The organism is Novosphingobium taihuense (assembly GCF_007830315.1).
In the GTDB taxonomy this organism is placed as follows: Bacteria; Pseudomonadota; Alphaproteobacteria; order Sphingomonadales; family Sphingomonadaceae; genus Novosphingobium; species Novosphingobium taihuense.
The window spans coordinates 1-22,295 of sequence record NZ_VLKJ01000019.1 but is presented as its reverse complement, the minus strand read 5'-3'; the positions used below and the strand labels follow the sequence as shown (position 1 = coordinate 22,295).

At 60.6% G+C, this 22,295-nt stretch carries 19 protein-coding genes; 13 read left to right on the top strand and 6 right to left on the bottom strand.

The window, feature by feature from the left end:
• Positions 1-42 precede the first annotated feature (42 nt).
• The 7 genes from IQ25_RS20060 to IQ25_RS20030 all read left to right on the top strand — a co-directional run bounded on the left by IQ25_RS20060 (position 43) and on the right by IQ25_RS20030 (position 9,809).
• Positions 43-3,492: an acyl-[ACP]--phospholipid O-acyltransferase gene (locus IQ25_RS20060; RefSeq protein ID WP_181447293.1), complete on the top strand. Its 3,450-nt coding sequence runs from the start codon at positions 43-45 to the stop codon at positions 3,490-3,492.
• Between the two features lie 84 nt (positions 3,493-3,576).
• On the top strand, positions 3,577-4,569 hold the full coding sequence (locus IQ25_RS20055) for a 3-oxoacyl-[acyl-carrier-protein] synthase III C-terminal domain-containing protein (RefSeq protein WP_144908062.1): 993 nt from the start codon (positions 3,577-3,579) through the stop codon (positions 4,567-4,569).
• Entirely contained in the window at positions 4,566-5,573 is a 1,008-nt protein-coding gene (locus tag IQ25_RS20050) for an NAD-dependent epimerase/dehydratase family protein (RefSeq protein WP_158637814.1), read from the top strand. Before IQ25_RS20055 ends, IQ25_RS20050 begins: the two co-directional genes overlap by 4 nt.
• Positions 5,570-6,421: an MBL fold metallo-hydrolase gene (locus tag IQ25_RS20045; RefSeq protein ID WP_144908060.1), complete on the top strand. Its 852-nt coding sequence runs from the start codon at positions 5,570-5,572 to the stop codon at positions 6,419-6,421. The genes IQ25_RS20050 and IQ25_RS20045 overlap by 4 nt, the downstream gene beginning before the upstream one ends.
• Complete coding sequence (locus tag IQ25_RS20040) at positions 6,411-7,640, top strand: hypothetical protein (protein ID WP_144908059.1); 1,230 nt, start codon at positions 6,411-6,413, stop codon at positions 7,638-7,640. The genes IQ25_RS20045 and IQ25_RS20040 overlap by 11 nt, the downstream gene beginning before the upstream one ends.
• The gene (locus IQ25_RS20035) at positions 7,633-8,796 is read left to right on the top strand and encodes an ATP-grasp domain-containing protein (protein ID WP_144908058.1); all 1,164 of its coding nucleotides are present in this window, start codon (positions 7,633-7,635) and stop codon (positions 8,794-8,796) included. Before IQ25_RS20040 ends, IQ25_RS20035 begins: the two co-directional genes overlap by 8 nt.
• Positions 8,796-9,809, top strand: coding sequence for an aromatic ring-hydroxylating oxygenase subunit alpha (locus IQ25_RS20030; RefSeq protein ID WP_144908057.1), 1,014 nt, complete (start codon positions 8,796-8,798; stop codon positions 9,807-9,809). The genes IQ25_RS20035 and IQ25_RS20030 overlap by 1 nt, the downstream gene beginning before the upstream one ends.
• 318 nt (positions 9,810-10,127) lie before the next feature.
• Here the strand turns inward: IQ25_RS20030 and IQ25_RS20025 are convergent, their stop codons facing one another.
• From IQ25_RS20025 to IQ25_RS20015, 3 genes are all read right to left on the bottom strand, one after another.
• Complete coding sequence (locus IQ25_RS20025) at positions 10,128-11,435, bottom strand: hypothetical protein (RefSeq protein ID WP_144908056.1); 1,308 nt, start codon at positions 11,433-11,435, stop codon at positions 10,128-10,130.
• A 533-nt stretch (positions 11,436-11,968) separates the two neighbouring features.
• Positions 11,969-12,313, bottom strand: coding sequence for a hypothetical protein (locus IQ25_RS20020; protein ID WP_144908055.1), 345 nt, complete (start codon positions 12,311-12,313; stop codon positions 11,969-11,971).
• 277 nt (positions 12,314-12,590) lie between these two features.
• The gene (locus IQ25_RS20015; RefSeq protein WP_144908054.1) at positions 12,591-13,742 is read right to left on the bottom strand and encodes an AAA family ATPase; all 1,152 of its coding nucleotides are present in this window, start codon (positions 13,740-13,742) and stop codon (positions 12,591-12,593) included.
• Between the two features lie 193 nt (positions 13,743-13,935).
• Between IQ25_RS20015 and IQ25_RS20010 the strand changes: the two genes are divergently transcribed.
• Positions 13,936-15,678 carry an ATP-dependent Clp protease adaptor ClpS gene (locus IQ25_RS20010; RefSeq protein ID WP_144908053.1) on the top strand — a complete coding sequence of 581 codons (1,743 nt, stop codon included), beginning with the start codon at positions 13,936-13,938 and terminating at the stop codon, positions 15,676-15,678.
• 263 nt (positions 15,679-15,941) lie between these two features.
• Here the strand turns inward: IQ25_RS20010 and IQ25_RS20005 are convergent, their stop codons facing one another.
• Both IQ25_RS20005 and IQ25_RS20000 read right to left on the bottom strand, forming a co-directional pair.
• Positions 15,942-17,099 carry an ImmA/IrrE family metallo-endopeptidase gene (locus IQ25_RS20005; protein ID WP_144908052.1) on the bottom strand — a complete coding sequence of 386 codons (1,158 nt, stop codon included), beginning with the start codon at positions 17,097-17,099 and terminating at the stop codon, positions 15,942-15,944.
• Positions 17,096-17,383 carry a hypothetical protein gene (locus IQ25_RS20000; protein WP_144908051.1) on the bottom strand — a complete coding sequence of 96 codons (288 nt, stop codon included), beginning with the start codon at positions 17,381-17,383 and terminating at the stop codon, positions 17,096-17,098. Before IQ25_RS20000 ends, IQ25_RS20005 begins: the two co-directional genes overlap by 4 nt.
• Positions 17,384-17,522: 139 nt before the next feature.
• On the opposite strand from IQ25_RS20000, the gene IQ25_RS19995 reads away from it, so the two are divergent.
• From IQ25_RS19995 to IQ25_RS19980, 4 genes are read left to right on the top strand one after another with little or no spacing between them, the layout of a single operon-like run.
• On the top strand, positions 17,523-17,987 hold the full coding sequence (locus IQ25_RS19995; protein WP_144908050.1) for a hypothetical protein: 465 nt from the start codon (positions 17,523-17,525) through the stop codon (positions 17,985-17,987).
• A gap of 3 nt (positions 17,988-17,990) precedes the next feature.
• Positions 17,991-18,521: a hypothetical protein gene (locus IQ25_RS19990; protein WP_144908049.1), complete on the top strand. Its 531-nt coding sequence runs from the start codon at positions 17,991-17,993 to the stop codon at positions 18,519-18,521.
• The gene (locus IQ25_RS19985; protein ID WP_144908048.1) at positions 18,511-19,044 is read left to right on the top strand and encodes a Mov34/MPN/PAD-1 family protein; all 534 of its coding nucleotides are present in this window, start codon (positions 18,511-18,513) and stop codon (positions 19,042-19,044) included. Before IQ25_RS19990 ends, IQ25_RS19985 begins: the two co-directional genes overlap by 11 nt.
• Positions 19,041-20,522: a ThiF family adenylyltransferase gene (locus IQ25_RS19980; RefSeq protein WP_144908047.1), complete on the top strand. Its 1,482-nt coding sequence runs from the start codon at positions 19,041-19,043 to the stop codon at positions 20,520-20,522. The genes IQ25_RS19985 and IQ25_RS19980 overlap by 4 nt, the downstream gene beginning before the upstream one ends.
• A 97-nt stretch (positions 20,523-20,619) precedes the next feature.
• Here the strand turns inward: IQ25_RS19980 and IQ25_RS19975 are convergent, their stop codons facing one another.
• Positions 20,620-21,795, bottom strand: coding sequence for a hypothetical protein (locus IQ25_RS19975; RefSeq protein WP_144908046.1), 1,176 nt, complete (start codon positions 21,793-21,795; stop codon positions 20,620-20,622).
• A 259-nt stretch (positions 21,796-22,054) separates the two neighbouring features.
• On the opposite strand from IQ25_RS19975, the gene IQ25_RS19970 reads away from it, so the two are divergent.
• The coding region (locus tag IQ25_RS19970) for a transposase (protein ID WP_144908045.1) at positions 22,055-22,295 on the top strand (241 nt) is incomplete at its 3' end.

Below are 22,295 nucleotides of genomic sequence, written 5' to 3'. Positions count from 1 at the left end.
CCATGTTCCGGTATGGCCGTGTCGAACACGCGAAAGGTGAACATGTCGACTCCCGATCTCAGCCTGCTGACAAAACGTCGCTTTGGACCGATCTTCACAGTCCAGTTCCTCGGTGCATTCAACGATAACTTGTTGAAGTTCGCGATGTTGTTCCTCGCAAACTTCGGTATCTTCGCAACCGATCCGGATAACGCAAAGGTACTGGCAGCAGTCGCTACCGGACTGTTCATCCTGCCCTACTTCCTATTCTCGGCACTCGCTGGGCAATTGGCCGACGCGATCGACAAGGCGCGGCTGATTCGCTGGATCAAGGGCGCCGAAGTGGGGATCATGGGAATCGCGCTGGCGGGGTTCTGGTTCCTGTCGATCCCAGCGCTGCTCACCAGCTTGTTCCTGATGGGTCTGCACTCCACGCTGTTCGGCCCGGTCAAGTATTCGATCCTGCCCCAGCATCTGAAATCGGGCGAAGTCATGGGCGGGACCGGCCTGATCGAAGGAGGCACTTTCCTCGCCATCCTCGGCGGACAACTGCTCGCAGGCGTGATCCCGCCATGGGAAGCAGGGATCGCCGCAATGGGCCTTGCCGTCGTCGGCTTTCTCGCCAGCCTTGCGGTGCCTCCTGCGCCGCCCAGCGGAACATTGCATCACATCGACTGGAACCTGTGGCGCGGCACGAAGGAGATCCTTGCCACCGCTCGCACCGGGCGCGGCGTGTGGCTCTCGATCATCGGCATCAGCTGGTTCTTTGCCGCAGGGGCCGTGCTGGTCAGCGAATTCGCTCCGCTCGTCTCGGGCACGCTGGCGGCCAAACAGGAAGTGGCCACGCTGTTCCTCGTGGTGTTTTCGGTCGCCATCGCCATCGGCTCGCTGATCGTGAATCGTCTGCTCAAAGGTGAGGTTTCGGCGCGCTGGGTTCCGCTCTCGGCGCTTATCCTTGCGTTCGGCTTGATCGACCTGTGGATTGCCACCAGCGGCTTTGAAGTCCGCACCGCAGGCGCATCTACCGCGCAGTTCCTTTCGACGCCCGGCGCCTGGCACATCCTGATCGACCTTGCGGTGATCGCAGTTTCGGGCGGTATGTTCATCGTGCCTCTCTATGCGATCCTTCAGGTCGCCAGCCCCGAAGACAAGCGGTCGCAGATCATCGCGGCCAACAACGTGATCAACGCTGGCCTTACTGTCGTTGCAGTGCTCGCCATCACTGGCCTGCTGGCGGCGGGCGTGGACGTGCCGGGCCTGATCGGGGCGCTCGGCTTCGCCACGCTGTTCGTCGCCCTCGCCTCGGTCTGGCTCCTGCCCGAAACCCTGTTCAAGGACGTGATCCGCCTGACCTTGCGCGTGCTCTACCGCGTGGACGTGTCCGGCATGGAACACATGCCGAAGCCGGGCGAGCGGGCAGTCGTCGTCGTCAACCACGTCAGCTTCCTCGATGGTGTGCTGCTGGGCGCTTTCCTCCCCGGCAAGCCCACGTTCGCGGTCAATACCCAGATCGCGCGCTCGATATGGATCAAGCCGTTCCTCAAGCTGTTCCGCGCCTTTCCGGTCGATCCAACCAACCCGATGGCCGCCAAGGCTATGGTCAAGGCGGTCAAGGAAGGCCGTACCCTCGTCATTTTCCCCGAAGGCCGCATCACGCGCACCGGCGCCTTGATGAAAGTGTTCGACGGTCCGGGCATGGTGGCCGACAAGGCCGACGCGCCGATCATTCCGGTGCGCCTCGATGGCCCACAATACACGCGCTTTTCACGGATGCAGGGCAAGGTCCGCCTGCGCTGGTTCCCCAAGGTGACACTCACCGTCCTGCCCCCGCGCCGCTTTGCGATCAATGGCGAAATGACCGCCCGCCAGCGCCGCGCGATTGCCGGTCGGCGTCTGTATGACGAGATGAGCGCGATGATGTTCGCTACCTCGGACACCGGCCGCACCCTGTTCAGCGCCCTTGCCGAAGCCCGCGAGATCCACGGCGGCAAGGCGCTGGTGGTGGAAGACGTGAAGCGCGAACCGCTCAGCTACGACAAGCTCTTTGCCGGAACCACCGTTCTGGGCAAGCGCCTGGCCCAAGGCACGGTGCAAGGCGAAGCTGTCGGCTTGCTCCTGCCCAACGTGAACGGTGTGGTCGCCGCATTCTTTGCGCTGCAATCCATCGGCCGCGTGCCTGCCATGCTCAACTTCACCGTGGGCGTTGCCAACATGCGCTCGGCCTGCCTCACCGCCGCGATCCGCACTGTCGTCACCGCACGCGCGTTCGTCGATCAGGCCAAGCTGCACGACGTCATTGCCGCCTTAGAAGCCGATGGCCTGCGCGTCGTCTGGCTCGAGGACATCGGCGCCACCATCGGCGGCTTCGAAAAGCTGCGCGCGCTGCTGGGCGCAGCCGGTGCAGAACGTCGCCACCGCAAGCTTGGCATTTCGCCAAATGCGCCCGCCGTGATCCTCTTCACCAGCGGATCGGAAGGCGTGCCCAAGGGCGTTGTCCTCACCCATCGCAACCTGCTGTCGAATTGCGCACAGCTGGCTTCACGGATCGATTTCAACGCGTCGGACATCGTGCTGAACGCACTGCCGGTGTTCCACTCCTTCGGCCTGACAGGCGGTACGTTGCTCCCACTCCTCAGTGGCATCCGCGTGGTGCTCTACCCCAGTCCGCTGCATTACCGCATCGTGCCTGCGCTCGCCTATGACGCCAACGCCACGATCATGTTCGGCACCGACACCTTCCTGTCAGGCTATGCCCGCATGGCCCATGGATATGACTTCTACTCGCTGCGCTACATCTTTGCTGGTGCCGAGAAAGTCCGTGACGAAACCCGCAAGACGTACGCAGAGAAGTTCGGTTTGCGCATCTTCGAAGGCTATGGGGCAACCGAAGCCGCGCCGGTCATCGCGGTCAACACGCCGATGCACTTCATGGCCGGTAGCGTGGGCCGCGCCCTGCCCGCGATCGAAACCCGCCTCGAAAACGTCCCCGGGATTGCCGAAGGCGGCCGCCTTTACATTCGCGGGCCGAACGTCATGGCGGGATACTTCCTCGCCACCGATCCCGGCAAGCTTCAGCCGCCACACGAAGGCTGGCACGATACTGGCGATATCGTCACCATCGACGATGCAGGCTTCATCACCATCCGCGGCCGCGCCAAACGCTTTGCCAAGATCGGCGGCGAAATGGTCTCGCTCCCGGCAGTCGAAGGCTATGCCGCAAAGTGCTGGCCCGGCTTCGACCATGCCATCGTCACCCGGCCCGATCCGAAGAAGGGCGAGCAACTCGTGCTGTTCACCACTGCGCCCGGCGCAGAGCACAGGGCGCTGCAATCCTGGGCCAAGGCCAACGGCGTAACCGAACTGATGGTCCCGCGCGACATCCGCGTGGTCGAGGCACTGCCCGTGCTTGGCACGGGAAAGCTCGACTATGTGACGATGAGCGAGCTTGCATTGCAGTCTGCGGTGAAGGGTCCTGAAGAGGAAAGTGAACTGGAAGTAGCTGACGAGGCCTGAAACGGAATAACTGAACGGTGTCTATTATAAATTAGACATCGTTCAGTTTTTGTCGCATAGTCCTGATGTGGGGGATGCACGACGATGATCAGCCGCTTTGTCATAGCCGGATGGGGTAGTTATCGCCCACGCGAGATCGTAACTTCGGGGGATCTGGATCTTCGACACGGCCATCGCCCCGGCTGGACCCAACGCGAATTCGGCATCGCTGCGCGCCATGTTGCAGGTCCGGACGAGACGACGTCGATGATGGCTGCTGCAGCCGCTCGCGAGGCGCTTGACCGTGCGGCTTGGGATGGCCCGCCCGATGCGATCATCGGCGGGTGCGGGGTGATGGAACAGCCCATTCCGTCGACATCTGCCATCGTGCAGGATCGGCTCGGCCTTGGCCGATCGGGCGCACCCTGCTTCGACGTCAACCAGACATGCCTTTCGTTCGTGGCCGCGCTCGACGTGGCGGGGATGGGCATCGCCACTGGGCGCTGGCGGCGCGCGCTGGTCTTTGCCAGCGACATCGCCTCGGCCGGGCTCGACCCTGCAGAGCCCAAGACGCGATCGATCTTTGGCGACGGTGCTGCGGCGCTGGCTATCGAAGCCTGCGACGATCCCGGGCGCGGCCTTCTCTCGGTTGCCAGCGTGACACAAGGCGCGCATCACCGATTGGCACAGTTGCGCGCCGGTGGCACACGGCTGCGGGTTGGTGAAGGATACGAAGCGCTGGTAGCCGGATCGCACTTCGAGATGGATGCTTTCGGCATCTTCAAGGCGGCCGCAAAGGCTCTGCCGGGAGTCATTGCGCGTGCCTTGGTAGAAGCGGGCCTTTCGCATGAGGACATCGCCTGCATCGTCTGCCATCAGGCAAGCGCGCCGGGCGTGGCCCATGTGAAAAGGCTGTTTGCGCCGAACAGCGAACGCGTGCTCGATCTTTTTGCCACCACTGGAAACCAGATCGCCGCATCGATCCCCACCGTGCTTGCCCATGCGCTGGAAACCGGAGCCGCGCGGCAAGGCGATGCCGTGCTTTTGCTGGGCACCGCCGCCGGGATCAGTGCAACAGCGATGGTGCTGCGGCTTTGAGCGGGCGGCGCATTCTCGTCACCGGGGCCACGGGCGGGCTGGGGCATGCGCTTGTGCGTGAAGCCCTCGTGCGGGGGCACAGCGTCGTCGCGACGGGGCGTTCGCGTGACGCAGGCGAAGCCCTGGCAGGAATGGGGGCAGAGTTCGCGCCCTTGGACCTTTCCGACCAAAGCGCGCCACTCGCATCGCTGATCGAGGGATGTGACGGTGTGATTCACGCAGCCGCGCTTTCTGCCAGTTGGGGAAGGCGCCGGGACTTCGTGGCGGCAAACGTCACCATGACCCGCAAGCTGCTGGACGTGGCCGCCGCATCGGGCGTGCAGCGCTTTGTCTTCGTTTCATCGCCCTCGATCTTCGCCTGTCACCGCGATCGCCTGTCCATCGGCGAGAGCGATATCCCGGAGCGGCCGCTCAATTTCTATGCGCAAACCAAGCTTGCTGCCGAGCGCCTGGTGTTGGCACCGCGCGGTGATGCCATGGCCTGCTGCGCCATCCGCCCGCGCGCACTGGTGGGAGCAGGTGACCGGGTCGTGCTGCCACGCCTTGCCGAACTTGCGCAGCGTGCGCGGATGCCTTTGCCAGGCGGGGGGGTGGCGCTGGTCGAACTAACCGATCTGCGAGACGCAGCTTGGGCGATTTGCGAGGCAGAGGAACGCGCACCTGCGCTTTGCGGACATGCCATCAACATCTCGGGCGGCAGGCCCGTCGCCGTGCGCGATCTGGCGATGCGCCTTGCTGAAAGTCTCGGGACCCGCCCCAAGCTTGTAGCAGTGCCGATCGGATTGGCGCGATTGCTGGCAGCTACTCTTGAAGGCATCGCCCGCGCGACAGGTTCCCGCAAGGAGCCTGTCCTCACGCGCTACACGCTTGCGACGCTCGGCTGGTCGCAGACTTTCAATCACGAACCGGCACAGCGCCTGCTTGGATACCAGCCCCGGTACGATGCGGTGGATAGCCTGCTGGACGAGGCTTCCAAGCTTGCACGGGCGGGGGGCTCGGCATGAAACGCGTCGGCTTTCGCTGGCTCGAGCGCGGATCGTGTCGCCATCCCGAGGGCATGACGATCGCCGGTGGCAGTCTGTGTGCAGTGGAATTTCCAGCGCTTGTCGGGGTGATCAAGCATCCCACGCGGGGCCTGTTCCTGTTCGACACGGGTTACGACCCCGCTTTCATCAAGGCCACGAAGCCATTCCCCGAACGTTTCTATCGCTGGACGACGCCCGTCTCCATTGGCGAGGCCGAGCGCTGGCAGGTTTGGCTGAAGCATCACCAGATTGACGAAGCAGCGATTGCGGGAACGATCGTTTCCCACTTCCATGGCGATCATGTCGCAGGCCTGCAGCATCTTGCGCACCTGCCAGTCCACTGCGCGAAGGCGGGACTCGACGCACTTCGCACCAAAGGCCGGATCGCTCGTGTCAGGAACGGGCTGCTGGCCGAACTCGTGCCGCATGACATAGACACCAACGCGCGGTTCTTCGAAGATGCCCGCCCAATTGCTCTGCCAACCGCCTTCGCGCCGTTTGGCCAAGGCCATGACATTCTCGGCGACGGCAGCCTGCTGGCGGTAGAACTGCCGGGGCATTGCGCAGGCCATTGGGGTCTTGCTCTCGAGACGCAGGAAGGGCGCCCCGTGCTGCTCGCGGCCGATGCCGTATGGTCTGGCCGCTCGATTGCCGAACGACTGCCCCCGCCACGTCTTACGACCGCGCTTTTGGGCGACACCCCGTGCTATCGCGAGACGCTTGACCTGCTGTGCAGCGCAGCGCGTTCCAACCCTGAGCTGGCGATCCTGCCATCGCATTGCGCCAGCAGCGCAAGAGCTTTTCGCGGCGATGGCGATGCAGCTTGAACGAATCGTGGCCTCGTGGCTGCGTACCCGCCGCGCTATGTCACTCACGAAAGAAGGGCTGGCACGGCACCGCCTGAAGCAGTGGGCCAAGCTCCAGCCTGCGCTTGCCCGGACCCCGGCACTAGCGCCCTTTGCGCGAAGGCCGATCGAGGCGTTTCCGGTAACCCCAGTGAATGCCATTCGCCGTGATTACGGCGCATGGAACAGCCTTGGCTTGAGCGACAAAGACCTCCGCCAGATGGCCGATGCTTCCGAGAGGGGGCACCAGCCAGCAGACATCAGTGCAGGCTGGTCTACCGGCAGCAGCGAAGCGACACGCGGGCTCTTCGTGGCGACCGGAGCCGAACGCGCCGACTATATCGGCCAGAGCCTTGCGCGCTTGCTGACCTTCTTCGCACTTCTGCGCTCGCAGCGACTGGCGCTGCATCTGCGAGCGAGCAATGCGCTGTATAGCGATGCGGCCCGCGGACGGCTGCGCTTTCACCATTTCCCGATCGAGGTTCCGATTGCCGAAACGGCCGAGGCCCTGTCGGGTTACGCTCCCACGATCCTGATCGCCCCGCCATCGCGCCTGATCGCGCTTGCGACAATGGGAATTGCTTTGCCCAGCTTGCGCCACCTGTTCTTCGGCAGCGAGCCGATGAGTGCGACCGAGCGCGATTTGATAACCGCCCATTTCGGGATCAGTCCAAGATCAATCTGGCAGGCGACCGAAGGCTTTCTAGGCGCCGACTGTGCCGAAGGCCGCTTGCACCTGAACGATCATTCGCTCGAGATAGAACTCCAGCCCGTTACTGGAACGCATGGCTTCCGCCCGATCATCACCGACCTGAGGCGCCGAAGCCAGCCCATCGTCCGCGTGGCAGGCGACGACTATATCGAGTTGGGCGAACGGGGTTGCTCCTGCGGATTTGCCGGACGCGTAATCCGGCCGATTGAGGGGCGCGTTCAGGACATCTGGCGCCTTGCAACGCACTGCATCACCCCGCCGCAGGTAGTCGCAGCGGTCGAGCAGGTGCTGCTGCCAGAACTTCGCTGGCAAGCCTCGGCAGACGCGCGGGGAATAACGCTAGCGGTCGGCCCAAAGTGCCCTGCGGAGCTTGCTGTGCAGGCTGGCGCGATGCTTCAGCAGCTCACAGGCTTGGAGCCGCTTTTACGCCACGACTTGCTCGAATGGAGCGGGCCGAAACGAAACAAGGTGGTCTGGCGCGATGGCTAGGGCAGTGCTCATCACCGGTGCGAGGGCCGCTGCTGCCTTAGACCTTGCACGTGCGTTCCATGCCGCCGGGTGGGACGTCCACCTGGCTGACAGCGTCAAGGTGCGCATGGCGCGCTGGTCTCGGCTTCATGTCCGCCATCACCAATATCCTCCGCCGCGAAGCGACGCGCGCGGGTTTCGCGCAGTGATTGCCGGATTGGTCGAGCGCCACGGCATCGAACTGGTCGTGCCGACCTGCGAGGAGGTATTCCATCTTGCCGCACCAGCATTGCTCCGTGCGCTGGGCAGCAGGCTCTTTGTCCCAGACATGGCTACGTTGCGGCTGCTTCACGACAAGTTCGCCTTTGCCACCGCCTGCCGGGAATGGGGCCTGAACGCACCGGAGAGCCATGCGATCAACAGCGCTGAAACGCTGGCATCGTTCCTGCCCACAAGCCAGGACTGGGTCTTCAAACCGCGCTTCAGCCGCTTTGGCGACCGCACACTGGTAGGCCCCACACCCACTAAGCTGGAGGCATCCGGTCTGATAACCGCAGGCGACTGGATGGCGCAGCAGCGGATCGAGGGCGAAGAGGCCTGCTTTCATGCCATCGCCCGCAACGGTGTTTTGACCGGCTTCACGGCATACAATTCGCGCTGGCGGCTGGCTGGTGGAGCATCCTATGCCTTCAAGCAGCTTGACGACTGCCGCGCCGAACACTTGCGCCGCATCGCCGCCAAGATCGCCAACAATGGCCACATCCATGGTCAGTTTGCCTGCGACGTCATTTTCGACTGTTCCGGACAGCCATGGTTGCTCGAATGCAATCCTCGGGCAACGAGCGGCGTCCATCTCCTGATCGCGCAGGGCGCAATTGTCGGCGCAATATCCGGCCAAGCGCAATGCGCCGCCATCACCGAGCCTCGGCAAGCATTTCTGGGACCGGCAATGTGGGCTCTCGGATTGCCGCAAGCCCTTCGAACAGGAAGGCTCAGCGAATGGCGCGCCACGATTTCACAGGGTCGAGACGTCATTTCGCAGCCGGGAGACCGCGCTCCGGCCTTGGGCGCGCTGGTCGATGCGGCAGTGTTTTCGCTCAAGGGGCTGGCCAAGGGAATTTCGACCAATGCCGCCACAACGTGCGACATCGAATGGAATGGTGAGGATCACGACTGATGGCCTTCCCTGATGCAGTGACCGATGCCTGGCACATGGTCGCCCTTGCCAGTGACATCCGCCCCGGTGCCGTCCGTAAGGTGATGCTGTGCAACACGCCGATTGCATTGTTCCGCAGCGCTTCCGGGTTAGGCGCCTTGATAGACCGGTGCCCGCACCGCAATTATCCGCTTTCGAGGGGGCGGGTCGAGAACGGAGCCTTGACCTGTCCCTACCATGGCTGGCGGTTCGCTATGGATGGAACCTGCGTTGAAGTGCCGGGCTGTCCGGCTGCGGCCCTTCCGCAGTCGAAGCTTGCTGCGCAGGCGCTGCGCGTGATCGAACGGCATGGCGCCGTTTTCGTGACCTTGAACGGTTCGGCGCCAGATGAGCCTGATCTGCCTCCCGATGTCGGCAATCCGGATCTCGATCATTTCTGGTGGCAGCATGGCACGTGGCAAGGGCGTGCCTTCGATGCGATCGAAAACGTGATGGACCCGTTCCACACCGGCCATCTGCATCACGGTTTCATCCGACGACGCGATCGCCGCCTTCCGGTAAAGCTGGTCGTCAGCAGCCATGGCGACAGTATTGAAATGGCAATCGAGCAGGATGCGCCCGATCTGGGCATCATGTCGCGATTTCTCGAACGCGATCGCCAGCGCAGTATTTCACGCTACTATCCGCCCACCATCGTGCAGGCGCGCTGGCAAGGGCGCGCCGGGTTGACGCTGTGTGTCACGGCGATCTTCACGCCCGCAACGGACGGAAGTTTCACGCCCTTCGCGCGCTTTTCCACGAGGAAGGGACTGGCGCCCGGCTGGCTGAAACAAGCGGCAATCCGGCTATTCCTTGCACCAGTGGTTGCCCAGGATCGCAAAGCGCTCGGACTTCAGCATGCGGTCATGACGCACTTCGGCCACCCGCAATTCGCCGAGGGACCGGGCGATATACTCGGCAGCCGACTGCACCGCCTCTGGTCAGGGCACCGTTTATCGCCAGGCGTGGACGATGGCGTCATGGCAGAGCTCTGAGATCATTTCAGATGCTGAAGGCAGTTTAGCGGAACGGCTGTTCTATCTCACTCGGCCATCTAACCGATTGCTGACTTAGTCCGCTTTGAAGTGCTCTGCGCTTGAGCCGCAATGACTGAAATTAGGGCGCATTGCCGAGCGCCTGCTTTGCCAGTTTGAATTGTCGGCTCTTGGGCCGGTTGCTGAAAGGCAGTTTCTGGCTGGCAAAAAGCTAAAGCCGCAGGTCGGCTTTCTGGCAGACGCTGGATCCACAATTGCGGTCGGATCGGGGTGGGAAACAGACGAACCGGTTTTGCGAAACCGTCATATTTGGCATGGTCACTCGACCCGGCATTCAACTCGCACCTTGGCCTGCTCTGGAACGATCAGAGTTGGATTTGAACCACCTGATGAACGCAGAACTTGATCCACGGGGACGGCATCAGGAGGATCAGTTTGCAAGAACGCCTGCGCAAGAACTCGCCTATCCCTAGGCGTATTCGCACATGCATTCAGAAGCGGACGAACTCGACGCGCTTCTTGAAGCCAAGTTGGCCGATCGTGATCAATGCCAGTGCATCTATGGACGACCGAAACATCGACTAGACCACTATAACGACCAAGCGACAGAGGCTCTTCATTACGAGTAAGGACTACAGGTTTTCCATGGAACTGCGAAACGCCAGAGCAATCCTGACCACGAACATGAAACCGACCTGTTAGGTCCCCTGCGACCTGATCCACCGTGAGGATGTCTTCGCCCACCAACTCCCGCAAATATGACGCCATCCGCTTTGAACTTTCAGACCCATTTGGGGCCAAACGCTCCTTTACATGATCAAATCCAACCAAAACAATGAGCTTGGCGCGGGGCTTATCCTTCAAAGCCCGCTTGTATAATCGCTCGGCCTGACCGCGCTCTCGCGCCTGCTGGAAATTGTTCGTCTTGGCCGCGCTGTCCATCTCGACGTGGGTTAACTCATACGGCACGAGTTTGTAGCCCATCATCAATGCCTCGCGAACAAGGTTCCCGAAGACCGGATCACGGACATAATAGCCAGTTTGATGAGTGGGAGCGCCTCCCCTGAAACTTCGCGCGAACTGCTCAGGCTCTGCATTGAACGCCTCGGCTCCTAGAAAGCTAAAGCCAGCCGCTGATAAGCGTCGGACCAGCAGCCTCGAAAACATTCTATGATGAGGCGCGAAGTGCGCTTCGTTTATGACGACTACCCGGGTTTTAGCCGCCAACTCCGTGATCTTGGTGAGGGCATCAAATTGGTCAACGGTCGGGTCTCCGAGAAGGCGCTCGCTTTCCGCCGAGGAAGCACTCACGTCATCTGTCTTGCGATATGCGGCCAATTCATCGCCCATCATGCCACGCAGTTCCGCTATTCTCGAGCTGATTTCGAATTGGTCATCCGGATCTGCCGCGATGACTTGATATCGCTCCAAGGCATGAAGCTCTTCAAGATAGCATCCTTTCGTGCTCGACCCCCAAGTCGCGAAATTGAAGGCGTTGGGAAAATGCTCCATCGAACAGTCAAGCGAACCGCCGATAATTGGACTGGTCGGATGACCGCTTGGCGACCCTAAGGAAGGTGAAGCCGCAAGCAAAAATGGTATTGTGACGAGGCTCCAGTGCTTCATTTGTCGGATACCACATAAGGATGCACGAATGGCGGGAGCCCAAAGTTCTTTGGGCCGACACGGCATCTGGCTTGCAAGTTCGTCGTCTTTCCATGGGTTGTCTGAAAATCAGGAAATTTTTGGCGCGGGCACGACGCTTCCATTTGCGGGGACCAGTTGTGTCAGTATTTGACAACATTAGCGCATCGCCACTGAATGCGATAGAGCAATTGAACATGCAGATTTAGTCATCGAGCCAACAGTGAATGACGATACCAAAATTTGACTTAAGGTGTTCCTCATCGTCCCAACTGACGTCGCGACGCACCCGCGTCCCTCCGCGCGAGATAACGATCTTCGCACAACTCTTTTCCGTCGATCACTCTGTCGGTCCCTCGTTCAGCTATCGCCGTTCTACGGGGAGAAAGGGTCGTCCGCTAATGGGCCGGTTGTTGAATGGCATGTCTTGGCAAGAACGAGGCTGAAGCGGCCGTGCTGGTTTCGGGAAGGGGCCTCGCCGCCCTTCATGACCGCAGCTGGCTGGGGAGCCGACGCTAGGACCGTCCCCAGTAAGCCTTATAGGATTCGTAGGCGCCGAACCTGACCTCGTATTCAGGGTAAGGTATTCCAAGCACTTCAACGTGCCGCTCACCGAGGGAAGCACTGTAATCTTGGATGCCGGCCCCAGCACACTCCACAAACACTCCCCCAGCTTTGACCACGAAGGGTAAGTCAGCTCCGTTTTCATTGTAGCCGCCATCTATCTCGAAAGCGTGCGCGGATGGCTGATAGTTTGGCGATGGATCGAAATTGCCGCGTGCCACCCCCATTGGAGGGTCGGAAGCATCAAGGAAACTGCTGCCGATTAGCTCCTCATTCAGGAAGATTTCGACGTACATGACTGCGGACTTGCACGATTTCCTGCCGTCCGCAACGGGGGCGGTTGCTGAAAGGCAGGTTCTGGCGGGCAAAAAGCTAAAGCCGCAGGTCGGCTTTCAGGCAGGATTCGTGGGGCACAGCTTGCTTTCGTAAAGCGGGCATCCGTGGACCTGACGTTCACAGATCGTATCCGCCAGCAAACCCGTAAGGGTTGGTCTTAGTGCGAGGATCTATTATCTTCGCGATACGTCGGTCACAGGCCGGCAAAGCGCAGAGGTCTTGTTGACGGTGCCAAGATCACCGCTTTGGCCAGACCCAGCGTGGTGCTTCCTGATCTTCAGTTTGCGTTTCCCCCATGCGTTTTGAAAGGACAACATCTTGCAGACCATTCGCTTTGCGCAAACCGGCAATCAATCGATCGCTGTGCGAGACCAGCACGATCTGGCTGCGCTTCGACGCCGCGATAAGAAGACGCGACAACGGGTCGAGCAGGGACGGATGTAGACTAGCCTCAGGCTCGTTAAGGATCATGATTTCTGGCGGACGCGGCGAGAGCAATGCAGTGACAAGCAGTAGATATCGCAAGGTCCCGTCCGACAACTCCTTTGCTTCAAACGGGCGTAGCAAACCTGGCTGGTGCATAACTGCAATGCCATATTCATCCCCTTCAATCTCGATCCGCGAGCCGGGGAAGGCATCACTAATTGCATCAGCGAATGCATCTCCATCCCCGATGGCCAGAACGGTTGCAATGGCCGGGGCCAGATCCGCACCATCGCTTCCAAGCACGGGTGTGTAAGTCATGACATGAGGGCGTCGCGCGGGGGCATCGGCATCGGTGCGCAAGTTGTCGTAAAAGCGCCAGTTGCGCATTCGCTCGCGCATCAACAACAGTTCCAGACCATCTATGGGATCGGCGCAGTGAGTGACCATGCTGTCAAACGCCAGCAAGTTGGTGAAGGCATGGCGCCATTCGCCGGATTGTGAAGACCGCAGGCTGACGGCGGGCCCGCGCCGCTCCGCGAATAGATTTGCGCGTCCGAGAAGTTCGCCGTTCCACATGGCCTCAACCTTGATTTCCGGGTCATGTGGGAAAGGATGCATCGGCTCTGGTCGACCGAGGTCGATAGCGTAGCCAAAATCATCGCCCGAAAAGCCCAGGCGCAAACTGACCGGACTAGATCGCACTGTGCCGGTCACCCTTTCACGACCGCTCAACATTTCGCTGCTGAACTTTTCCGGCCCAGCCCACATCGTGGACGACAATCCACCCTCGTTGGCCAAGGTCGCGATCAGTCTGCCCTGAGCTGCCTCGGACAGCAGGCGAAGCGAGCGGTATAGGCTCGATTTACCGCTGCCATTGCCGCCGGTAATCAGCGTTAATTGACCCAGTTCGATAACAACATCGCGAAGGGAGCGATAACCGGCAACAGCAAGGCGCGTGATCATGCGGTCGTTGATAATGGCAATTGATTTAAAAGAACATTCTGTTGCCGCATTCGGACACATTGAATCTCGGGCTTTGCCATCCGGCTCCTAAAAGGCAATGCTCTCAGATAATTGCCTCTCGCAACTTTTGCGAAATACCCTGAGGCTATCACCATGAAGGAACCGGCCGCGGGCCCGTCGATGAGGTATTACAATGTCCAACGGGGTCGTCCATTTAGTTCAGCTCAAAATCCTGAACGACCAGAGTACGCCGTATGAGTTTGTGGTTGAACTGCTGGAAAACGTCTTTGCCCGCTCCCCGGTAGATTCCAAGCTAATCGCCACAACGGCACACTACTATGGCGAGGCGGATTGCGGCCTATGGCCAGAAGCGGTTGCAGATGTATTGGTTGAGGCGGCGCAATCAAGGATTGCAAGCGGGGGTCACAAGCTGGCGATCTCACGCTCGGTTCGCGATGGTCATGAAATTGTCGGTCAGGATACCTGCACAATCTGTGGCAAGCCAGAGTCCCATGCCCGCACCATGTATCGAAATGCTGGGCATGCCTTGTGTGATGCCTGTATCTTGATGGCGACAGAACACCTGTCGGGGTCTGTCGCTGTCGCGCAGTTTAAACATGCTTACGAAGCCCTGACCTGGCATTTCGGTACGACAAATCTGACGGACATCGAAACGTCCGTACGCAGCTTTCCCATGCGAACACGCGCGGATCTACAGTTGGCGTTCGATCAAATCTTGCCGTCAGTGACGATCCGGCAGTTCGGAATCAAATCGGGATATCGTTACCAGTCGGTGGAGTTTGCCGAATTGTGGGAAACGGATCGGTCGGCACAGGCAATTGTGCCTGTGCAATACACGGAAGTGGACATCGGCGAGGATATGCCCCGTCGATGCGTCGGCACCGTGCTTTGGCTGCTTGAGAACTACGGCATCAAACATGCCCTTTTCGTCTCTCAGGAGGAAGGCGCCGGTTCAGAGCAACGTGTGAGAATTGAAATTGCCGTGCCGGGCGGTGCGGCAGGAAGTGATACCGTGGCTTTCTATTTTCGAGAGATCGAGAAAGTCATCGAGCGGGCGGAATCTTATCGCGGAAAGGTTCTGTCGCTTGAGGCTCAGCACCAGTGGCAAGGGCTGGCAGGAGGTATCACAATCCACCGATTGCCGGTCGTCGCTCGGGACAGCATTATCCTGCCAACAAAGACGCTTTCGTTGCTTGACCGCAATGTTCTGGATTTCGCCAAAATTCGCGAGCGAATGAGGGCGCTCGGTCAACCGACCAAGAAAGGGCTACTGTTCTATGGCCCCCCCGGGACAGGAAAGACCCATACGATCCAGTATCTCGCCAGTAGCCTTCCGGGCCATACGACATTGCTGGTGACCGCTGACCAAGTTGGCCTTCTGCATGAATACTTCGCACTGGCGCGGCTGTTGCAACCGTCCATTCTGGTAATTGAGGATGCAGACCTCATCGCGCGCGATCGTGAGGACATGCGCGGATCAGGGGAGGAGGCGCTGCTGAATACGCTCCTGAACGAGATGGACGGGCTCCGGCAGGACGCTGACATCTTGTTCATTTTGACCACCAACAGGCCCGAACATCTCGAGGCAGCGCTTGCAGGTCGCCCGGGTCGTATCGATCAGGCCATTGAATTTCCTCTCCCCGATGATGCAGGACGCTTGAAGCTCGCCCAGCTCTACCGTGGCGCCTTAAGCCTCGGTGGAGTCGTACAAGACAAAATCATAGAGCACACGGAAGGTGTCAGCGCCGCCTTCATCAAAGAACTGATGCGGCGGATTTCACAACGCGTCATAGAGGACGATCAAAACGGCCAGATCGTCGCTGAGAGTCAGGTCATTGCGGCCTTAGATGAGATGATTTTCGATGGAGGCGCGCTGAATGCGCAATTGCTGGGTGTCCATCAGTTACGTCGTTAGTTCCTCAAGCCCGGTCGTTTCAGGTCCTGTCGCATCGTAAATGGATCTGCCGTTCATTCAGCCGAACATCATGTCAGCTACTGGGCCGGTTGCAGACTAGCCGCGTTCGGGATCAGAATTGTCGAAAGCGGACAACACAGAGTGCGCCTTACGGATTAGAAGCAAGTGGGCGGAACGCGAGCCCGCTATAGTAAGCGGGTAACGTGACGAGAATGCTTAAGCGGCTTGAAATACCAGCATTACAACGTCCAGCGACACTCGGATCAAGCGACGGTTGATACAAAATGGCAGCGTACTTCCCCGCGTCCCACTAGCTTGGAGAAGCGCCGATAATCCTGATTTTCATAGCGCCAGCGGCCGGCCACAATTGCTGGATGAACTCCCGCCTTTGCGGCGACCGCCATCAGCTCCTCCGTGCCAAGATCGCCGGATGCGGTTTGCCATGTCTTGATCGGAATCAGTGCTTCGCGGGCAAAGGCATCCGCCTCGGCTTCAATCCCTTCGCTGCTGCTGACCTCGAGGTCGTCGACGATGATCGTAGTGCCTTCAACAAGGTGGCAGCTTACATGTGCAAATTCATGCAGCAGCGTGAACCAGAAATTGTCGAGCCGATCATGCCGAAGCGTGAGCGCGATTATCGGCGTCCCGTCGCCCCGGCACATCGCGGCACCGTCCAGAAAGGTGCCGGGCAGATGGTCCAGGATCACCAGAATGATGCCGAGCTTGGCAAGCTCCGCCTCGACCCGCGCCAGGCTGTTGCGCTTGCCACTTAATTGCGCGAGGCGCCGCGCCGCTTCCGGGCTTCGATCGCGCTTGGCGGATTTGGGTAAGGTCTTTTGCTCGGCGATGAGCAGAACAGCGGCACACCAGGCTTCCAGTGCGCCGAGATCGGTCTTGGCATTGGTGCGATCGGTGCGTGATTTGCGTAGCATCGCCATTGCAGGGGCGGCCTTGCGCGCTCGGGCGAGAAAGGCGTCAATGCCTTCGCGCGTCTTCATGACACCCAGTGTCTTGAGCTTCTCGATCGCCGCGATCGATGCAGTGGACGGCTTTCGCGGCGGCTCGTGCTTAGTCTCGCCGATCAGCGACTCAGCTGGGATGCGGAGATGACGGTTGAGTGCCCGGATTTGATCGACGGTTAGCTGGCGTTGACCGCTCAAGATCTCCGAAATCCGCGATTTGCTTCCAAGATAGGGCTTGAGATCGCGCGCGGTGAGGCCCAGCTGCTCCATGCGAAAGCGGATCGCATGCATCGGCGTTGGCGCAGGGATCGCGCATTGTGCGGTTTCCCAGCGTTCGATCACCGCTTGCAGCACATCGAGGTCGTCGCGCGAGCGCGCATCCTCGCGGACGATGAGATCGGCTGCCTGCTCGAGCGCGGCAGAATAGTCCTGCTCGTTCCGGATTGGCTTGATCGTCACTTGCGCTTCCCCTCTTTTGCGCGCGTCACGCGTGGCCCGGCACTCTCCACCAACATGTGTCCCATTTCATAATTAACGAGCAGCCTTACGCAATGCGTCTCGTCGAGCGCGATTTCGATGCGCTGCCCATCGACCTTGGCCGAAGGATAGGATTGTAGAAACGCCTTCGGCCCATTCCAGACAATGGTTCGAAGTTCCGCGGATAGCGCGGCGACCGCGCCGGCGAGCTCCGCCGTGCCGCGTTGCGCCAGATGCTGCAGCCTTACTGTCCCCATGAGCTTCATTATGCGGAATCGCATAGCCGATCTCGAAGCGCAAGCATAATGGTTCCACATTTGGAAACCAGCTATTGCGAATCGGGCCGCGCCATGTCACACGAGTTCAGGTGGCCCACATTTGGGAACCTTGAATCGGAGAAACTGAATGGACAAGGGTAAGGACGACGATCCACTGATCGAAGCGGCGCTCGAACATCTGGACGAAGCCGAGCGCGAACGCGCGAAGGCGCGTGCACTGCGCGCCGAAGCCGATGCGCTTGACGCCAAGGCCGATACCGAAGTGCTCGAGGCTGAGCGTGACCTCGAAAAGGCCAAGGGTCATGACGGCGATGAGGATGACGACGATGTGAAGGTGCGCTTCCGCCACCTCGCCGAACATGAAAAAGCGAAGTTCAGCGTCGATGAGGACATGACGCTTCAGGCGATTTGGGATCAGGCCTATGACGAACTGGAGATTGAGCGCGATGAGCGCGACGTGCTCCAGGCACCGGTCGAGGGCGGCAACCCGGTGAGCCTGATGGAGCATCTGGCGCTGACGCTCAAGCAGGCGCGCCACCGCGACCTGTGCAAGCGCGACTTCGAGATCGCGGCGCGCACCGGCGGGGCCTAGGCGATGGCTTCGCATAACCTCCAGCCTACGCTCGACCTCGCGGCAGGTCGCCTCGTCTTCGACGAGGACCTGCCGCGAGCCCTTGCCTATCACGAAGCCGAGAGCCCCCAGGCGCTTGGCTGGCGCGTCGTCGGCAACCGCACGCTGCTGGTGCCGATCAGCGGCATGCATGCCGATGCGCGCGAGGACTATCTGCTGCGGCTCGACTTCGTGACCGGCCGCGATTGGCCCCCTCGCGCACAATTCGTCAATCCAGAGACGTTCACCTATGTCGTCGGCAAGGACACCGGACACCTGCCCCAGTTGACCCATCCTGAGGTACAGGTGCATCCGGCTTATAGGTCGCAGGCTATCTCTCTGCCCATTCAGCTGATCTGCTGCTCGGCGACCTTCGAATATTATGACGTTCTCCATGGCGGTGACGACAAAATTCTTTGGCAGGCCCGCGACACGTTCCTGGTGACGCTCGCGGCGATCGGCCGCGGCATGGCATCCGAGCACTATAAGGGGAGGCACCCGGCCGATGCAGCTTGATGAATTCGAGGAATGGCGCGCGCCGCCGACCTCGCCCTATGTGCCTGGCAGCATGAAGCTGCTTGTGCCCCGCGACGCCCTTCATGCAACCTTTCAGCTCCTCACCGTCGCCGGCCCACTCGAATCGTGCGTCTTCTGGTATGGCAGGCGCGACGGCCTCAACGGCACGGTCACGGCGGTACGTGCGCCGGCGCAGCACTCAACCAGGTTCAACTATCATGTCGATGAAGCCGCGCGCAGCCGAATGGCTGCTACAATCCCCGACGACTTGCGCCCGCTCGCCCAGATCCACAGCCATCCGGGACATATGGTTGAGCATTCGCGCTATGACGATGCGATGGTGAGCAGCCGGCGGGTGCTGTCGCTGGTCTTCCCCCATTATGGCCGCGTTACCTCTGCATGGCCGCTCGGAATTGGCGTTCATGAGTGGCAGCGAGACTATTGGCATCTGCTCGCGCCCGACATCGCGGTGCGGCGTGTGGAGCTGACCAGCGGTCAAGTCAGCGTCGGAGACCTGCGGTGACGGACGCGGCGGATATCATGGATCGCCATATGCGCGCGGTCACTGGCCTGGGCGATGGCAGCGGCATCGTTGTGCGAGTCGTCGCCGGTCCGCTTACGCATCGATCCGATCAGCAACTGCTTGCCAGCCTCGTCAATCTCCTCTGCCGTATGGTGGGCTCGGTGCGCGAGATCGTGCTCGACACAGCGGAGCTCCCGCTCACGATCGTTCTGCCGAGCGGCGCGGTGCCGGGACTCGCTTTCGACCGTCTGCGCGATTTCGTGCATTGGGCCGTTGGCGACGCCGTGCGCGTGACACGCACCCTCGGGCATGATGATGCCTACACGATCAGCCTGGATCCAGCCGCACCGCCCGAGATGGTCGATCTCTACGTGACAGGGGCGGGCTGGATCGCCTGGATTGGCGCAAGGCAGCCCGACCTCGTCATTGGAAGCGATGCCCCCAACCCGATCGGCCCTTGGTTTGCCGCCTGCCTCGCTGCAGCGGAAGTATTCAAACGCTCGCGCGGGCTCGAGCGCGGCCGTTTCGCGCGCGATGAGGGCTATGCCCTTTGGGACGGTGCCACCGGCTCCCTCCCCACGCTCCGCGACGGCCCCTCGCTTGAGGGCTGTGTGCTGCCACCCTTCTATCTGGTTGGCGGCGGCGCCGTTGGTCAGGCGCTCGTTGCGTTGCTTGGGACAAGCGAAATCCCGAGCTTCATCGTCACGATTGACGACGATGTCCATGACCGCACGAACCTCAACCGCTGCGCGATCGCCGGAAAGGACGACGTCACCCACCCCAAGATCGACGCAGTCACTCGCTATCGGGGCCTGACCGGGCTTGCCGGCGTAGAATTCCAAGGCACGCTCCAGCAATTCCATCAGCGCGGGCCGCTGGCCGAAATGCCTGCCGAGCTTCATACCAAACAAGCGAACGACCAGTTCGACCTGATCGTTTCCGCGGTCGACAAGAACACGTCGCGCTGGGACCTACAAGGGCTGGCGCCGGGGCGCATTATTGGCGGAAGCACGGACCAGCTCACTGCCAAGGCGATGACCTATGGCGAGCACGCTGACGGCCCATGCCTAGCCTGCCACAATCCGCGCGAAGAGGATGGGGCACGCCGCCGCGTCTTTGAGCAGAAAATTCGTGGCCTGGACGAACCAGCGGCTCGGGCCCTTCTGAACACGCTTGGGATCAATGCAGCCGAAGCCGATGCGGTGCTCGCTTATGTCCGCGATGCGCCAGTCTGCGGCTCGCTTGGCGACCGGGTGCTGCGCTCGCTCGCAACGACCGCTCCTAGCGAGTTCTCAGTGTCATTCGTATCTTTGGCTGCGGCTATCCTCGCCTTTGTACGCCTAATCCAAATTAGCTGTTTTGCGGACACCGCGCCTGTGCGGTCAGTAATGTCGAGCATGGCATTCCGTAACCTCTCGTATGCTGATGATGGCCTGGCCCACGACGCGAAATGCCCTTTCTGTCGAGGTTCTAGGTGATCGCCGATACGGCGCCCCCCACCTGTCGCGAAAGTTGAGCGTCGGCGGATCGACCACGCAGAGCCTCCTGCTGTGAGGGTTAGCAACATTTTCCCGGCTACATCAGCGACATCCAGTCTGCTGCACCTTGCTTGGGTTCAGGTGGCCTGACCTCGGTGTCGCGATGCAGTCCGAGAAATACCGGTAGCAATGCGGCCCAGATGGCCTCCACAACGCCGTAGAGATCAGTCCGCATCGCGCCAAACTGCGCCCACATCTCTTCCGGCGCGTAACTGTCGAACGTGGCGATGTGCGATATTCGCGCTTCCAGATCCGGATGGGTGGTCCGCGGCGGAAACTCTGTGTTGCCTGTCGAGAGGACGTGGCTAGCCCGCCGCACGAGATCGATCGCGCCAAGCATTAGCACGGCCCCCGCACCTGAGGTGGCGAACCCGTTGTACGATTCTGGATCGGTGCCGAACGCCATTGACACCATGCGGGCGAAGCCGTCGGCATCGTGCTCCATCTGGAGGCCATCGCCCTTCGAGGCCGAACTGTCGGTCACGCCATGCATGAGGACATGGTGGCCATATTCGTGCGCGACCGCGAACATCTCCATCGCGAAGAGGATCTGAACGCGTGTCGAAATCCGCTCGCCATCCACCGGCAGCCGCGGCAGATCCATGGCATGACCGCGGATGACGAAGCTCGTCGCGAAGAGACGCCAGTTCAGCAGCAGCTCGCGGTCCTCGTCGAGCACCCGGGCGATCACATCCGGATCGCAGTTTACGTTGGCGCCTTGATCGGAAACCTCGTGCGGCAACGTCCTCGATAGCAAGATGGCGAACTGGTTGCAGAACATGACAAACTGCATCGAGAAGTCGATGATGCTCGCATCGGTGGCCGGGACCTCGCTCTGATAGGCATGTAGCCCATCAATCGGCGAGACGCCGATCACCACGCCCTCGCGGATGGGAATGCTGCCCTTCTCGCAGATCTTCCTTACCCGTTCCGCAAGGTTGCTGATGATGCGGTGACCGAACGGTTCGTCCAGAGGAGAGAGCTTGTCAGTGGTGACCTCGTTGAGCATGCGGTCCGCCAGCGCCTCAGCGTCAGCATCGTCCAAGGTGTAAAGGCGCGTAATCTCGGCAACTCGTCCGCGACCGGTTTCTAGGTAGCTCTCGAAACCCGCCCTCACCGTCGCACCAGAATCGTCCCGGCCATACTCCGCCTGCTGGCGTTGCCGCCTGTAATCCTCGGCCGCCTCACGTCCTGGCACGAACTCCACGGGCATTCACGCTCACCAGCTAAATCTTGCTAGCCGAGTTCTTCCCTGTCATTCGCCGACGATCAAGCAAAGAACTCGACTCAAATTGTACTTTGGCGCTTTCGTTGAAGGACGAAGCCGAAACGAGTAGCCTCGACTGGGCCACCGATACGAACTTTCGCCTTCTCTTCAATGAGCTTAGAAAGCAAAGTGGATGCCTCGAAAAACCTCTGGCGTTGAGGGCCACTGAGTGATTCACTGCCTTTGTGGATGAGCGGAGGCGATGATGGCGGGACAGCCCGGTTTCTTTGATCTTTCGGACCGGTACGAGGCCTTGAGCGCAGCGGGTGATCCGCTTGAGCGTTTGGCTGGGGTGATCGACTTTGAGGTATTCCGTGGTCCCTTGATTGCCGCTCTGCGCCGTAGCGTCCGTGGCAAGGGCGGCCGACCACCGTTCGACCCGGTCCTGATGTTCAAAATCCTGGTGCTGCAGGCGCTCTATTCGTTGTCAGACGAAGCAACGGAAT

Bases quoted from the DNA above. Each gene is read 5' to 3' on its own strand.
- IQ25_RS20060 (WP_181447293.1), top strand. From the start codon at position 43: ATGTCGACTCCCGATCTCAGCCTGCTGACAAAACGTCGCTTTGGACCG.
- IQ25_RS20010 (WP_144908053.1), top strand. From the start codon at position 13,936: ATGTCCAACGGGGTCGTCCATTTAGTTCAGCTCAAAATCCTGAACGAC.
- IQ25_RS20020 (WP_144908055.1), bottom strand. From the start codon at position 12,313: ATGTACGTCGAAATCTTCCTGAATGAGGAGCTAATCGGCAGCAGTTTC.
- IQ25_RS20015 (WP_144908054.1), bottom strand. From the start codon at position 13,742: ATGATCACGCGCCTTGCTGTTGCCGGTTATCGCTCCCTTCGCGATGTT.
- IQ25_RS19990 (WP_144908049.1), top strand. From the start codon at position 17,991: ATGGCTTCGCATAACCTCCAGCCTACGCTCGACCTCGCGGCAGGTCGC.
- IQ25_RS20025 (WP_144908056.1), bottom strand. From the start codon at position 11,435: ATGAAGCACTGGAGCCTCGTCACAATACCATTTTTGCTTGCGGCTTCA.
- IQ25_RS20040 (WP_144908059.1), top strand. From the start codon at position 6,411: ATGCAGCTTGAACGAATCGTGGCCTCGTGGCTGCGTACCCGCCGCGCT.
- IQ25_RS20055 (WP_144908062.1), top strand. From the start codon at position 3,577: ATGATCAGCCGCTTTGTCATAGCCGGATGGGGTAGTTATCGCCCACGC.
- IQ25_RS20045 (WP_144908060.1), top strand. From the start codon at position 5,570: ATGAAACGCGTCGGCTTTCGCTGGCTCGAGCGCGGATCGTGTCGCCAT.
- IQ25_RS20000 (WP_144908051.1), bottom strand. From the start codon at position 17,383: ATGAAGCTCATGGGGACAGTAAGGCTGCAGCATCTGGCGCAACGCGGC.
- IQ25_RS19985 (WP_144908048.1), top strand. From the start codon at position 18,511: ATGCAGCTTGATGAATTCGAGGAATGGCGCGCGCCGCCGACCTCGCCC.
- IQ25_RS20030 (WP_144908057.1), top strand. From the start codon at position 8,796: ATGGCCTTCCCTGATGCAGTGACCGATGCCTGGCACATGGTCGCCCTT.
- IQ25_RS19975 (WP_144908046.1), bottom strand. From the start codon at position 21,795: ATGCCCGTGGAGTTCGTGCCAGGACGTGAGGCGGCCGAGGATTACAGG.
- IQ25_RS20035 (WP_144908058.1), top strand. From the start codon at position 7,633: ATGGCTAGGGCAGTGCTCATCACCGGTGCGAGGGCCGCTGCTGCCTTA.
- IQ25_RS19995 (WP_144908050.1), top strand. From the start codon at position 17,523: ATGGACAAGGGTAAGGACGACGATCCACTGATCGAAGCGGCGCTCGAA.